The 14009-nt window shown below is 74.1% G+C and carries 7 protein-coding genes and 1 pseudogene; 3 read left to right on the top strand and 5 right to left on the bottom strand.

The window, feature by feature from the left end; translation table 11 throughout:
* Positions 1 to 6 precede the first annotated feature (6 nt).
* Positions 7 to 1146: a PDZ domain-containing protein gene (locus ACFQ9V_RS09195; protein WP_382458865.1), complete on the bottom strand. Its 1140-nt coding sequence runs from the start codon at positions 1144 to 1146 to the stop codon at positions 7 to 9.
* A 158-nt stretch (positions 1147 to 1304) separates the two neighbouring features.
* On the opposite strand from ACFQ9V_RS09195, the gene ACFQ9V_RS09190 reads away from it, so the two are divergent.
* Positions 1305 to 2648 carry a zinc-dependent metalloprotease gene (locus ACFQ9V_RS09190; RefSeq protein WP_382458864.1) on the top strand — a complete coding sequence of 448 codons (1344 nt, stop codon included), beginning with the start codon at positions 1305 to 1307 and terminating at the stop codon, positions 2646 to 2648.
* Between the two features lie 91 nt (positions 2649 to 2739).
* A pseudogene (locus tag ACFQ9V_RS09185) lies at positions 2740 to 3567 on the top strand (TOMM precursor leader peptide-binding protein); the annotation flags it as partial.
* Here ACFQ9V_RS09185 and ACFQ9V_RS09180 read toward each other — a convergent pair.
* Together ACFQ9V_RS09180 and nudC are read right to left on the bottom strand one after the other, a co-directional pair.
* Complete coding sequence (locus ACFQ9V_RS09180) at positions 3524 to 5257, bottom strand: ATP-dependent helicase (RefSeq protein WP_382458863.1); 1734 nt, start codon at positions 5255 to 5257, stop codon at positions 3524 to 3526. The pseudogene ACFQ9V_RS09185 and the gene ACFQ9V_RS09180 sit on opposite strands and share 44 nt — an antisense overlap.
* Before the next feature lie 7 nt (positions 5258 to 5264).
* On the bottom strand, positions 5265 to 6281 hold the full coding sequence (gene nudC / locus ACFQ9V_RS09175; protein WP_382458862.1) for an NAD(+) diphosphatase: 1017 nt from the start codon (positions 6279 to 6281) through the stop codon (positions 5265 to 5267).
* A gap of 80 nt (positions 6282 to 6361) precedes the next feature.
* Here nudC and ACFQ9V_RS09170 point away from each other — a divergent pair, with 80 nt between their 5' ends.
* The gene (locus ACFQ9V_RS09170; protein WP_382458861.1) at positions 6362 to 7408 is read left to right on the top strand and encodes a phosphotransferase; all 1047 of its coding nucleotides are present in this window, start codon (positions 6362 to 6364) and stop codon (positions 7406 to 7408) included.
* Between the two features lie 26 nt (positions 7409 to 7434).
* Here the strand turns inward: ACFQ9V_RS09170 and ACFQ9V_RS09165 are convergent, their stop codons facing one another.
* Complete coding sequence (locus tag ACFQ9V_RS09165; RefSeq protein WP_382458860.1) at positions 7435 to 10746, bottom strand: UvrD-helicase domain-containing protein; 3312 nt, start codon at positions 10744 to 10746, stop codon at positions 7435 to 7437.
* Between the two features lie 52 nt (positions 10747 to 10798).
* Positions 10799 to 13930: an ATP-dependent helicase gene (locus ACFQ9V_RS09160; protein ID WP_382458859.1), complete on the bottom strand. Its 3132-nt coding sequence runs from the start codon at positions 13928 to 13930 to the stop codon at positions 10799 to 10801.
* Between the last annotated feature and the right edge of the window lie 79 nt (positions 13931 to 14009).

Genomic DNA, 14009 nt, shown 5'->3' with positions numbered 1-14009 from the left:
CGACCGTCAGGACGCCGGGCAGGTCGGCAGCTTCGCCGTGCTGGACCCGCTGCTCACGGCTTCCAGCGCCGCGAGCGAATCCTTCAGCGTTTTGACCGCGAACACGTGCAGCCCGGACGGGATGTGCCCGGTGACCTCGTCGCAGTTCGACGCGGGCGCGAGGAAGTAGCTCGCTCCCCCGGTGTCGCGGGCCGCGTACATCTTCTGCCGGATGCCGCCGATCGGCCCGATCGTGCCGACGTTGTCGATCGTGCCCGTGCCGGCGACCTTCTTGCCGCCGTTGAGCTTGTCCGGCGTCAGCTTGTCGATGATCCCGAGCGCGAACATCTGCCCTGCACTCGGGCCGCCCACGTTGTTGAGCTCGATGTTCACGTCGAACGGGAACGTGTAGTCCATCCCCGCTCCGATCCCGAGCACGACCTGGCCCTGCGTCTCGGTGGGCGTGATCGAGACCGTGGAGGCCGCGCCGTCGCGCACGATCCCGATCTCGGCCGCCTTGCCCGTGCCGTTGACGTTGACCGCCTTGCGCAGGGCGGCGACGCTCTCGATGGTGTCGCCGTTGACGCTGGTGATCTCGTCGCCCGTCTTCAGCTCCTTCGCCGCGGGGGTGCCGGGCAGGAGCTGCTTGACCGCGACCGCCTGCGGGAAGTGGTAGCCGAGCTGGTTGAGCGCCGCGGCGATCGCGTCCTGCTGGGAGTCGACCATCAGGGCCGCGTTCGCGGCGTTGGACTGCTCCGTGGTCGTCCCAGGCGGGAACACCTCGTCGATCGGCGTCACGGCGCGGCTCGGGTCGAACCAGGCCTGGATGATGTTCCACCAGCTCGGGCTCTGGTCGGGGTTGCCGACCACCGACACGGTGAGGAGGTCGAGGGAGCCGCCGGTCGGGTAGGTGGTCTTGCTCGGGATGCTGATCAGCGGCTTGGCGTCGCCCGACGGGGCGCTCCCGACGGCCTGGTCGGTGCCGAGCGTGTTGAAGACCGGGCCGGGCTGCTCGATGACGAACGGCGCCGGCGCGAGCGCGAGGACCAGTGCGAGAACCACGGCGACGGCGATGGCCACCCAGCCGACGATCGTCCTGCGCGACGGTGCTACGCGCCCGCCGTCCGGCAGCGGCGCTGGTCGGTCGTCGTCGGTGAACAGGGTCACGCGCTGTCCCTTCGGTCGTGTTCGCCACGGGCGCACAGCCCACGGCATCGCCCAAGCCGATTCTCACCCGGCTCGCGGTGATCTCGGGCTAGCGTAGATGCCAAGCCTGGAAAGCCGTAATCGCACGGCCGACACCAATCGAGACGGGGGCGAGCCAGATGGCCGACGATCCGAACAAGGAACCGGACGACGAGTTCCGGGACATGTTGCGGGAGTTCCTGTCGGGCGACTCCTCCATCGATCCGAGCCAGCTCGCGGGCGCCGCCGGACTCCCGAACGACCCCGCGGCCATCCAGCAGCTCCTCGGGCAGCTCCAGAACGCCCTGATGAACCCGGGCGGAGGCATCAACTGGGATCTGGCCGACCAGCAGGCGCGCACCCTCGCCTCCGAGGGCGCCCGCGCGGTGACCCCCGCCGAGCGCGCAACGCTCGACCAGGCCTTCCACGTCGCCGCGCTCTGGCTGGACGAGGCCACCACGGTGGCGGGGCTGTCGACGCCGCCCGAGCTCATCGGCCGCGCCGAGTGGGCGCGGCAGACCATTCCGCTGTGGACCCAGCTCGCCGAGCCGGTCGCGCTCAGCATCTCCGACGCGCTCACCCGCGTTCTCACCGAGCAGGCGCCGGAGGAGATGCAGGGCATGATCCAGAACGCCGGCCAGGTCATGCGCTCGGTCGGCGGCGCCCTGTTCGCCATGCAGCTCGGCCAGGTGGTCGGGCAGCTCGCGAAGGAGGTCGTCTCCGGAGGCGACATCGGCATCCCGCTGCTGGCGGACGGCAGCGCGGCCCTCATCCCGCAGAACGTGGCCGAGTTCGGCGACGGGCTCGACATCCCCATCGACCAGGTGCAGCTCTACCTCGCGGTGCGCGAGCTCGCGCACGCGCGCCTGTTCCGGCACGCGAAGTGGCTGCGGCTGCAGCTCATCACCCAGATCACCGCGTTCGCGCGCGGCATCACGATCGACACCGACCGGCTGGAGTCGCTCGCCGAGAGCTTCGACCCGTCCAACCCCGAGGAGCTGCGCGAGGCGATGGTCTCCGGCGCGCTCATCCCGCCGAAGACCGAGGAGCAGCAGGAGGCCCTCGACCGCCTGGAGACGGTGCTCGCGCTGGTCGAGGGCTGGGTCGACGTGGTCACCGCCGGCGCCACCCGGCTGCTGCCGAAGGCCGACGCGATCGCCGAGACGGTGCGCCGCCGGCGCGCGGCCGGAGGTCCGGCCGAGTCGGCCTTCGCGACGCTGGTCGGGCTCGAGCTGCGCCCGCGCCGGCTCCGCGACGCCGCCGCCATGTGGCAGGCCGTGACCGACGCCGTGGGCCAGGAGGCCCGCGACCGGCTCTGGTCGCACCCCGACCTGCTCCCGCAGGCGGCGGACCTGGACGACCCGTCCCGCCTGGTCGCCCGGCTCACCGCCGCGGCCACCGGCCAGGAGCCGGAGCGCGACGAGCTGGACCAGGCCATCGAGGACCTGCTGCGCGGCGACGGCGACCGGCCCGCGGAGGACTGAACGCGCCCTCCCAGCTGTGGAGAATCGGCCCGGGTGACTCCGGGCTGTGGATAACCCGTATTCGGGGGTTCCGACCCATCAGGATGGCGGGATGGTCCACCAGCTCGATCCCCGCATCCCCCGCGTGTGGCGCTCGCCGCGCGCCCTCCAGTTCGGCGTCGAACGGCCTCGGCTGATCCTCGACCCGGTCGGCGTCGCGGAGGAGCGGATGATCTCCGCCCTCTCGGCCGGGGCGACGCCCAGCGCGCTGCGGATGATCGCCCGCGGCGCCGGAGCGGGGCCGGCAGCGGTCGACGCCCTGCTCGCGCGGCTGGGACCGGTGCTGGAGTCGCCGCCGGAGGCGCGGCGCGGCGACGCGCCGATCGTGGTGCTCGACGGTGCAGGCCCCACTGCGGCCCGCATCCTCGCCCTGCTGCGGGAGGCCGGGGTCGATGCGCGCAGCGGTCTGGGCGCCGACGATCCAGCGGTCGACCTCGCGGCGGCCGCGGTCGTCGTCGGCGCCTTCGCGATCGCGCCGCACCGGCACCAGCGCTGGCTGCGCCGCGACATCCCGCACCTGGCGGTGGTGTTCGGCGACGGCGGGGTGACCATCGGGCCGTTCGTGCGGCCGGGCGACGGCGCCTGCCTGCGCTGCGTCGACCTCCACCGCAGGGACGCCGACCCGGCCTGGCCGGCGCTCGCGGCCCAGCTCCACACCCGGCCGCTGCCCGGCGAGACGGAGCTGGTCTGCGCAGCGGCGGCGTCGGCCGCGGCCGGCGCGGTCCTCGCCCTGGTGAGCGGCGCTCCAGGACGCTCCGACGCCGCGGCGCGCTACGACGCGGTCGCCGCGCGCTGGTCGGAGCGGCGCTGGGAGCCGCATCCCGAGTGCGGCTGCCTCAGTCCGCTCGCGGCGCCGCCGCGCGCACCGGCGCCAGCTCGGCGAGGAACCGCGACGCCTGCCGCGACACCGGCCGCCCCGGCTGGCTTCCGCGCTGCGCCCAGCTCAGCCGCAGCCGGCGCCGCGCGCGCGTGACGCCCACGTAGAGCAGGCGGCGCTCCTCGTCGATCTGCTCGAAGCTGGCGGCGTAGCTGATCGGCACCAGTCCCTCCGAGAGACCGACGATGTACACGGAGTCCCACTCCAGGCCTTTCGCCGCGTGCAGCGTCGCCAGCGTCACGGCGGACATCGTCGGTTCGTGCTGGCCGGCCTGGCGGGCCATCAGCTCGTCGGTGAAGCGCCGGAACGTCGCACCCTCCGGCATCTCGTCTACGAGCCCCATGATCGCGTTGAGGGACTCCCAGCGCGCCCGAACGGCGCCGCGGCCCTCCGGCGGCTGCACCGACCAGCCGAGCGTGCGCAGCACGTCGCTGACCGACTTGAACAGCGGCTCGTCGGTCGCCGCGACGCTCGCCGCACGCAGCGTCATGACCGCCTGACGCACCTCCGGCAGGTCGAAGAAGCGCTTGGACCCGCGGAGCTGGTAGCTGATCCCGAGATCGCCGAGCGCCTGCTCCAGCGCGGCGGCCTGCACGTTCACGCGGTAGAGGACGGCGATGGCCTCCGGCTTGGCGCCGGCCTCCAGCTGCGCCGCGATGCTCTGGGCGACGGCGCGGGCCTCGGCCCGGTCGTCCTCGAACACTGCAGGCGGCGGGACCTCGTCCCCCGCCTTCGCCTCGTGGACGGCGTTCAGCGTCAGCGCGCCGGAGCGGCCGCGCATCAGCCGGTTGGCGGTGTCGATGACCGACGGCGCCGACCGGTAGTTCTGCTCCAGCCGCACGACGGTGGCGCCCGGGTTCTCCCGCTCGAAGTCCAGCAGGTACTCGCTGCGCGCCCCCGCGAACGAGTAGATGGTCTGGCTCGCGTCGCCGACGACGCAGAGGTCCTTGCGGGTGCCCAGCCAGAGCCGCAGGAGCTGATGCTGCAGCGGGGAGACGTCCTGGTACTCGTCCACCACGAAGTAGCGGTACTGCTCGCGCACCTGCATGGCCACCGACGGCTCGGTCTCGATCATCCCGGCGCACACCAGCAGGACGTCCTCGAAATCGATCTGCTTGCGCTCGTCCTTGAGCTCCTCGTACGCGCGGTGGAAGTCCACGAGCTGCTCGGCCTTCAGGGTGCCGGGCAGCGGGCGCGAGGCCAGCGCCGCGGCGTACTCCTCCAGGCCCATGCTGGAGACCTTGCGCCATTCGATCTCGGCGGCGACGTCGCGGAGGGTCGCGGTGTCGACGCGCAGCCCGAGCTTCTCGGCGGCGTGCCCGAGCACGCGGCCCTTGCCGTCGAGGACGCTGGGGAGCTGGCCGCCCACCACCTGCGGCCAGAAGTAGTTGAGCTGCGCCAGCGCGGCGGAGTGGAAGGTTCGTGCCGACACGCCCCCGGCTCCGAGCTGCCGCAGCCGCCCGCGGAGCTCGGCGGCCGCGCGGTTGGTGAACGTCAGTGCCATCACCCGGTTCGGCGTGAACGCGCCGGAGGCGACGCCGTAGGCGATCCGGTGGGTGATCGCGCGGGTCTTGCCCGTGCCTGCGCCCGCCAGCACGCACACCGGCCCGAAGAGGGCCTCGGCGGCCACGCGCTGCTGCGCGTCCAGGCCGCCCAGCAGGCCGTCCGGACCCTGTGCTGTCGCGGTGCTCACGTCGCGCTCACGCGGGAGGCTCGTCGAGCGGGCCGCCGTACCAGTCCTCGATCAGCGCGCGGGCGATGGAGGAGCGGCCGGGCAGGATGATCTGCTCGCGCGCCTCCCACAGCTCGTCGCGGCTGAACCAGCGCAGGTCGAGGATCTCCTCGCCGTCCGGCGCGAGCGCGGCAGGGTGCTGGTCGTCGGCGAGCCGCGCCGTCATCCCGACCATCACGGAGGCCGGGAACGGCCACGGCTGCGAGCCCTTGTACCTGGCGTCGGTCACCCGCACGCCGGCCTCCTCGAAGATCTCGCGCTCGACGGCGGACTCGAACGACTCCCCCGGCTCGACGAACCCGGCCAGCAGGGAGTAGCGGGAGTGCTCCCACATGGCGTTCGAGCCGAGCAGCAGCCGGTCGTCGGCGTCGAGCACGGTGACGATGACCGCGGGGTCGGTGCGCGGGAAGACTTCGGAGCCGTCCTCGAAGCAGCGCCGCACCCAGCCGGCCTGCTCGACCACGGTCGGCGTGCCGCAGCGCGGGCAGTGCGTGTGCGAGGCGTGCCAGTTCGCGATCGCCAGGGCCTCGGTGAAGAGCCCGGCGTCGCGGTCGCTCAGGGCGGTGGCGACGGTGCGGAGGTTGCCCCAGCGCGCCTCGTCCGGCTCCAGCTCGGTCGCGGCGGCGTCGGTGAGCACCTCCAGGACGACAGCAGTGCCGGCCGGCTGGCCAGGCACGTCCACGAGCGTGCGGCCGAGGTACACGCGCAGGAGCGCGGACGTGACCCGCTCGACCGGGAGCAGGTCGAGCTCTGCGGGCCCGGCGTCCGGCGCGCTCCAGCCGTCGGACGACGGTGTCGCGGCGGCCACGCTCTCCGGCGTCAGCAGCGCCCTGCCCTTCCAGAGCGCGAGGACCCGGGTCGCCGGCTCCTCCCACAGCTCGTCGAACAGCGCAGGCCGGGAGCGGGCGGCGTGATCGCGGTCGATCGCATGGCGCGAGAGCGGGAGCGCGGCGAGCGGCAGCACGGACGTCGATGCGGACGACATCGGGATCCCTTCGAGGCGTGGAGAAAGATGCAAGGCGTGGCGGAACTGCCCACGCGCGGATGTCCATTTAGCCTAGGTGCATGGCCAGATCCCCACTCACTCTAGCCGCGCTGGCCAGCTCGGCCGTGCCCGACCTGACTGTCACCGGAACCCGCGCGCACACCGCAGACGGCGCGGGCGAGTTCGACGCCGCGCTGCTCACCGCGGCCGACGGGAGCGCCCGCATCGTGCGCCTCCCGCTCACCCAGGCGGCGGAGACCGAGCAGAGCTCCGACCTGGTCGCGCTGCGCGCGCTCACCACCGGCATCCGCAGCCGCCTCCCGTTCGACGTGCCGACCTACCTCGGCCAGGCGCCGGTCGGCGGCACGCGCGCCATCGTCTACGACTTCCTGCCGGGCGACCACGTCGCCGTGGAGGACGTGCCGCCGGGCGACGGCCTCGCCGGGTCGATCGGCCACGCCATCGCGGCCATCCACACCCTCCCGACCAGCTTCGTCGGGGAGGCCGGCCTCCCCGTCCTCTCCGCCGCCGAGTGCCTGTCCTCGACCGCGGCGCTGATCGAGTCGGCTGCCGCGACCGGCAAGCTGCCCGCCGCGCTCCGCGACCGCTGGCGCGACGCCGTCGCGGACCACTCGGTGTGGCAGTTCCAGCCCACGGTGATCAACGGGGCGCTGACCGCCGACTCGTTCCTGGTCGACGGCGAGTCCGTCACCGGTGTGCTCGGCTGGTCGGCGCTGCGCGTCGGCGACCCGGCCCGCGACCTGCACTGGCTGCTCGCCATGAACCCGGACGCCACCGACGGCGCGCTCCTCGCCTATGCCTCCACCCGCCAGGTCGCCACCGACCGGCAGTTCACCCAGCGCGCGATGCTGTACGCCGAGCTGGAGGTCGCCCGCTGGCTGCTGCACGGCCGCGAACTGCGCGACCAGGGCATCGTGGACGACGCCGTGCAGATGCTCGACGGCCTGGTCGACCGCGTGCACAGCAACACGGTCACCCCGCTCTCGACGGCCACCGGGCCGATCATGGCGATCGACGACGTCGAGGCACTGCTCGACCGCACCCCGGGCGACCGCGCGTCGGTCCGGCCCGGCGGCATGCGCCCGGTCGACGACCAGGCCGGCTGAGCGCAGCCGAGCGGGGGCCCTAACATCTAGGCGCCGCGCACTCCCGCCCACAGCTCGACCAGCTCGGCCTCGGAGTACAGCCGCTCCGGGCGGACGACGCGGTCGTCGGCCACGAAGTAGAAGACGGCGTCGATGCGCGCCGGGTCGATGCCCGCGTGCTTCGCGTAGGCGAGGCGGTAGAGGGCGAGCTGGAGCTGCTTGCGCTCCAGGTCGGCGGCGTCGCGGGGGGCCTTGCCGGTCTTCCAGTCGACGATCTGGACCTCGTGGCGACCGTCGTCCACCGCGTAGACGGCGTCCAGCTTGCAGACGACAACCTGGCCGGCGAGCGTGACGTGGATCTCGAGCTCCACCTCGGCGGGGGCCCGGTCGGCCCACTCGCTCGCGGCGAAGGTCGCCTGCAGCTCGGCCAGCGCCTCCGCCCCGAGCAGCTCACCCGCGGGATCGTCCAGCTCGGCGACGGCGGCGTCGAGCGCGTCGGTCGCGCCGCCTGCGACTCCGTAACGCTCCTCCACCCAGCGGTGGAAGAGCGTCCCCAACCGGGTCTGCCGGTAGGGCCGCTCCGGCATCGGGCGGCGGAGCTGGGCGGCGACGCCGGCGGGGTCGCTCACGAAGTCCTTGAACCGGGAGGCCGGGATGCGCGCGGGCAGCTCCACCAGGCCGTCCTCCGCCTCGCGTCTGGCGCGCTCGGCGAGCAGCAGGTCGACGTCCAGGGCGTACACGCCGCCGTCGCCCGGGCCGCGCTCCGTGGCGGCCTGCACCGCCGCCGCTGCGGCCTCCACCCTGGTGCGGCGCACGCCGAGCGGATCGAGCGGCCAGAGCACCGTGCGCGACTCGGGCGACAGCGGGTTCTCGTCCGGCTCGTCGCACGGCGGGAAGGCGTCCTCGGGCAGCAGCCCGGCCTGCTGCAGCTCCAGCAGGTATGCGCCGGGCGACCGCGGCCGGGACTGCGTCGACCAGTACGAGCCGGTCAGCAGCAGGCTGTGCCGCGCGCGAGTGACGGCGACGTAGATCAGCCGGCGCTGCTCCTCCAGGTGGCGCGCCACGTTGGCGGCCTCGAACGCGGAGATCGCCTCGTCCACCTGCTTCTGGTCCTCGGCGTTGCGCCACGGCAGCACGGGCAGCTCGGCCGAGTCGCCGCGGAACTCGTTGGGGAGCTGGCCGAACGCCAGCCAGCCGCGCTTGCTCTGCGGCGGCCCGGGGAGCTCGCCCTCGACCAGACGCGGCACCGCGACGACGTCCCACTCCAGGCCCTTCGCGCCGTGGATGGTCAGGATCTGCACGGTGCCGGGCTCGGCGTCCTCGCTGCGCGGTGCCAAGTTGTCGCGCTGCTCGGCCTCCGCCAGCCAGGCCAGGAACGACCCGAGCGTGGCCCGGTCGTCGCTGGCGAGGTACGACGCCACCTGCTCGGCGAAGGCGTCGAGGGAGGCCTGGCCGAGCTGGGCCGACTCGTTGGCCGCGACCTCGATGTCGAGCCGCAGCTCCTGCTGCACGAGGGTGACGAGGTCGAGGAGGTCGAGGCCGGCCCGCGAGCGCAGCCGGTCGAGCTGTCCGCCCGCAGCCCGCAGCCGCTCCAGGCCGGTCGCGCTGAAATCGCCGAGCCGGCCGTGGCCCTCCGGCGCCTCCACGACGAAGTCGAGCGCGTCGACCAGGGAGGCCGACTCCTCCGCCACGACGGAGCCCCGCAGCCGGTCGCGCACGTCGGGGTCGAGGGTCTGGAACCGGTGGTCGCGCGCGGCCAGCCAGCTCGCCACCCGGCGCAGCGCCGCGATGTCCCGCGTGCCCACCCGCCAGCGCGCCCCGGTCAGCAGCCGGATCAGCTCCGAGCCCGCCGTCGGGTCGTGCATGACCCGCAGCGCGCTCACCAGGTCGGCGATCACGGGCTGCTCCAGGAGGCCGCCGAGCCCGAGGACGTGGAAGGGCACCCCCCGCGCCGCGAGCGCACCGGTGAATGCGTCGATCTTCTTGATCGAGCGGCAGAGCAGGGCGGCCGAGGCCGGCTGTCCCTGCGCATCCCGCTGGGCCAGCCGGACGCGCAGCCACTCGGCGATCGCCGCGGCCTCGTCCTCGACGGTCTGCCCGAAGGCGTGGTCGAGCTCGCCGGCCATCACGCCCGGCCGCGGCTGCAGCTGCTCGACGTGCACGGGAGAGTCGGCCGAGAGCGGGGCGACGAGCGCGTTCGCGGCGTCCAGCACCGTCGTCGGGTTGCGCCAGCTCGTGCTGAGCGCGAAGGCGGCCGCGCCGTCCTTCCGCCCGGTGAAGTCGAGGGCGAACCGGCCCAGGTTGGCGGCGCTCGCGCCGCGCCAGCCGTAGATGGACTGGTGCGGGTCGCCCACCGCCATCACGGCCTGGTCGAAGAACAGCGCGGACAGCAGCCGGGTCTGCACGACCGAGGTGTCCTGGTACTCGTCCAGCAGCACGACGCGGTAACGGCGGCGGTAGTCCGCGACGACCTCCGGCAGCCGCTCGCACACCGCCAGGGCGAGAGCGACCTGGTCGGAGTACTCCACGAAGCCGCGTCGCCGTTTCTCGTCCGCGAACCGCTCGGCGAGGTCGAGCAGCGGGGGCAGCGAGCCGACCGACGCCACGGCGGTGCGGACCGACGCGTAGGCGTCTTTGACCCGCCCGCTGCCGGTGGGCAGCTCGAGCAGCCGGCCGAAGCCCTCCACCATGCGGTGCACGTCGCGGGCGTCCGCCACGTTCTCGCTGAGCGCACGGCTGAGGTCGAGGACGGCGGTGGTGACCGCGTCCACGCTCTTGTCGAGCTCCACGAGCCGCTCGTCGTCGCAGCCCACGACGACGCGGCGGGCGAGCTGCCAGGCGGAGGCCTCGCTGAGGATGGCGGACTCGGGCTCCCGGCCGATCAGCAGGGCGTTCTCGCGGAAGATCGCGTTGGCGAACGCGTTGTACGTCGCGACCTCCGGCGCGTCGAACGGGTCGAAGACCACGTCGGTGAGCCCGGAGGCCGCGAGCTGCTCGATGCGTCGCCGGATGCGCTCGGCGAGCTCGCCGGCCGCCTTGCGGGTGAAGGTCAGGCCCAGTACCTCCGGCACCCGGACCAGCCCGTTGGCGAGCAGCCAGACCACCCGGTTCGCCATCGTCTCGGTCTTGCCGCTGCCCGCGCCGGCGACCACGATCGCGGGAGCGAGCGGCGCCTCGATGACGGCCTGCTGCTGCTGTGTCGGCCGCGGGAGGCCGAGCGCGTCGGCGATCTCGGCCGCGCTCAGGCGGCGGGCAGGGCGCTGCGGCTCGGGAGCCTCGGCCTCGGCCGCGAAGGCCAGCTCGACCAGGTCGAGGCCGGGCTGGTCCTCGGCGAGCTCCAGGAGTCCGTCGTCGTTCACTGTGCCCTCTCCCCTGTCATGCCCGCTCGCCTGGTCATGCCCGTTCCCTCGGTCATGCGCTGACCGCCGGGACGAGATGGATGCGGTACCCGTAGGCCGCGTGCGGGTCCCGATCGCCCAGGTCGACCACTCCCGCGAACGTCGCCCCGGCCATGCCGTCGGCCGCCTGCGCCACGCGCTCCTCCAGCCGGACGAGCGCCTCCGCGTCGACGCGCTCCTGCACGACCTCGCGGTACGCCTTGCCGCGGACGCCCTTGGCCACGAACAGCAGCTTCGCGCCGCCCGGCGGCAGCTCCGCCGCCTCGACGGCGCCGTGCTCCAGCGCGAGCTGGTACACCCCGAGCTGGGCGTGCGACGCCGTCTCCGCGGCCGTCGGCACCGTGCGCCCGGTCTTCAGGTCGACGATCACGACGGTGCCGTCCGGGGTCTCCTCGACCCGGTCGATCTTGCCGCTGATGCGCGCCCGGCCGAGCTCGAGCTGGAACTCGCCCTCCGAGCCGAGCAGGCGGCCTCCTGCACGCCCGAAGTCGCGCAGATACTCCGAGACGCCGCCGACGAGCCCGCGCGTGCGGCGGCGCTCGCGCTCCTCGATCCAGGGCGACTCGAACTGGAGCTGCGCCCAGCGCCGCTCGATGCCGGACCAGAGCACGTCGACGCTCGTCTCCTCGGTAGCGGCGGCCTCCTCCATGACGGCGTGCACCACGGTGCCGATGCCGGCGGCGAGGCCGCTCGGGGAGGCGGCCATCTCGTCCACGAACCAGGCCAGCGGCGACTTCTCGAACGTGCCCAGCCGCGACGGCGAGACCTTCACCCTCGCCTCCGGATCGTCCAGATCGATCAGCGGCTCGGTGGTCGACGGCTCGGCGAGGCCGTACCAGTCGGCGGGATCGGCGCCCTCCACCCCGGCTTCGGCGAGCCTGGCGAGCGCGTCGGCGGCATCGGGCGAGCCGGTGGTCACCAGCCGGCGGCGCAGCCGGCCGACCATGCCGCGCAACGACAACGGGTGGATGCCGGGATCGTCGTCCTCGACCGCGAGGTCGCCCGCGAGCCGGAGGAACGGCGAGGGCTGCTCGTCGTCGTTGGCTGTCGCGGTGAGCAGCACCTGGCGCCGGGCGCGGGAGACCGCGAGGGCGAACATCCGCAGCTCGTCGCTGAGGACCTCCGCCCGCTGGTCGGCGGTGTCCCGGCCATCCTCCGCGGAGTCGGCGCTGCGGCCGGCGAGCGCGTCGTCCAGCTCCTGCGGGTGCAGCAGCGAGCCGCGCAGCCGGAGGTTGGGCCAGACGCTCTCCTGGAGGCCGGCCACGGCGACCACGTCGAACTCCCGGCCGACCGTGGCGCTCGGCGTGCACACCAGCACCGCGTCGCCGGTCGTGCGGGCCGCGAGGGTGTCCTCCGGAACCTCGGCGCCGAGCAGCTCGATCACGAAGTCCGAGGCCGGACGCTCGGGCGAGCGCTCCACGAAGCGCCGGGCAGCGGTGAACAGGGCCACGACGCCGTCGAGGTGCCGGTCGGCCTCGTCGGCGACGATCCCGGAGCGCTCGGACTGCTCCAGCCATCGTTTGGCCAGGCCGCTGCGCTCCCAGGCGTGCCAGAGCAGCTCCTCGATCGTGCTGCCGGCCGCCGCCTTCTCGCGGCCGCCGCGCAGCGTCTCGGCCAGGCGCGCGGCCCGGCGGGCGGGCGACGAGTCGATCGTGGCGAGGTTCGCGGGCGTGGCGAGCGCCTCGACCAGGAGGTCGTCGCCCGGCCGGTTGCCCTCGCCGGCCAGCTCCTCCTGGCGCAGCGCGAGCCGCAGCCGGCGCAGGCTGATCGCGTCCAGGCCGCCGAACGGCCCGAGCAGCAGCTCGGTCGCCACGACCGGGGTCAGCTCGATCGCGCCGACGGCGACGCCCGCGATCGTGATGAGCTGCCGGGCGGCGTAATCGTCGCGCAGTGGCCGCCCCGCGATGCTGGTGGTCGTCGGGACCTCCGCGACGGCGAGCGAGCGGGCGAGGCCCGGGATGTGCGCGCCGGACCGCACCACGACGGCCATCCGGTTCCACGGCACCCCGTCGATCAGCCGCCGCTCGCGCAGCAGCCGGGCGAGCCGCGCGGCCTCGGCCGGAGCCGACGACGCCTTCACGACCACGACGGCCGGGCCGGCGTCCTCCGGCTGCTCGCGCCCCGCCACGGCCACGCGGTGCACGCCGGCGGCCGCCGCACCGATCCGCTCGGTGACCCGCGAGGTCAGCTCGCGGAGCGCGGGGGTCTGACGGTGCGCGGTGCCCAGCACGACGCGGGTCACCGGCACGCCCAGCCGCGCGCCGAGCTGGCCGAGCGCCGCGACCTCCGCGCCGCGGAACGTGGTGGAGGCGACGTCGGGGTCGCCGAACGCGATGACCGCGATGCCACGTGCCGCCACCGCGCGCAGCAGCGCGATCGTGGCGACGGTGGCCTCCTGGAGGTCGTCGACGAACAGCGCCTTGAGGCCGTCGAGCGTGCTCCCCTCTGCCACGACGGGGACGGCGGAGGCGATCAGCTCGGCGGCGTCGACGTAGCCGCCGCGGAAGCTGTCGAGGACGTTCTGGTACTCCGCGATGAACCGGCCGGCCGCGCGCCACTCGTCGCGCCCGGTGATCGCGCCGAGCTCGGCCAGCCGCGACGGCGACACGCCGCGCTCGGCGCAGCGGCCGATGAGCTCGCGCAGCTCGGTGCGGAAACCGCGCAGGATGCGCACCTCCGGCCCGAGCGAGGGAGGCCAGACCGGTCCGCTGCCGTCCTCCAGGTGACCGGTCAGCAGCTCGGCGATGATCTGGTCCTGCTCGCCGCCGGTGAGCAGCCGCGGCGGCTCCCAGCCGTTGCGCCTGGCCTGCTCGCCGGAGAGCTGGAAGGCGAGGGAGGTCGCCGTGCGGGCCAGCGGGCCGGGCGTCGGAACGCCGAGCCGCAGCGAGATCCGGTCGCGCAGGGCGGTCGCGGCGGCGCGGGAGGCGCTGAGCGCGAGGACCTCCGACGCCGCATAGCCGCGGTCGTGCACGCGCTCGGCGATGGCTTCCACCAGCGCGGTGGTCTTGCCGGTGCCCGGCGCGCCGAGCACCGCGGCCGACGCGCCGTCCGGCAGAGCGAGCACCGCGCGCTGGGCGTCGTCGAGCGCGACGGCGGGGCCGCCGGCCGCGTCCTCGACGCGCGGACGGAAACCTCGGGTGGACATGTCTTCACGGTAACGGCGTCCGCCGACAGAGAACGCGACCGGAGCCCGCGAGCCGCGTGCCGTAGTCTGAACTCGCAAC

The sequence above is a fragment of the Leifsonia sp. NPDC056665 genome (genome assembly GCF_042791795.1).
Taxonomy (GTDB): domain Bacteria; phylum Actinomycetota; class Actinomycetes; order Actinomycetales; family Microbacteriaceae; genus Leifsonia.
This window is presented reverse-complemented; position numbering and strand designations above follow the sequence as displayed.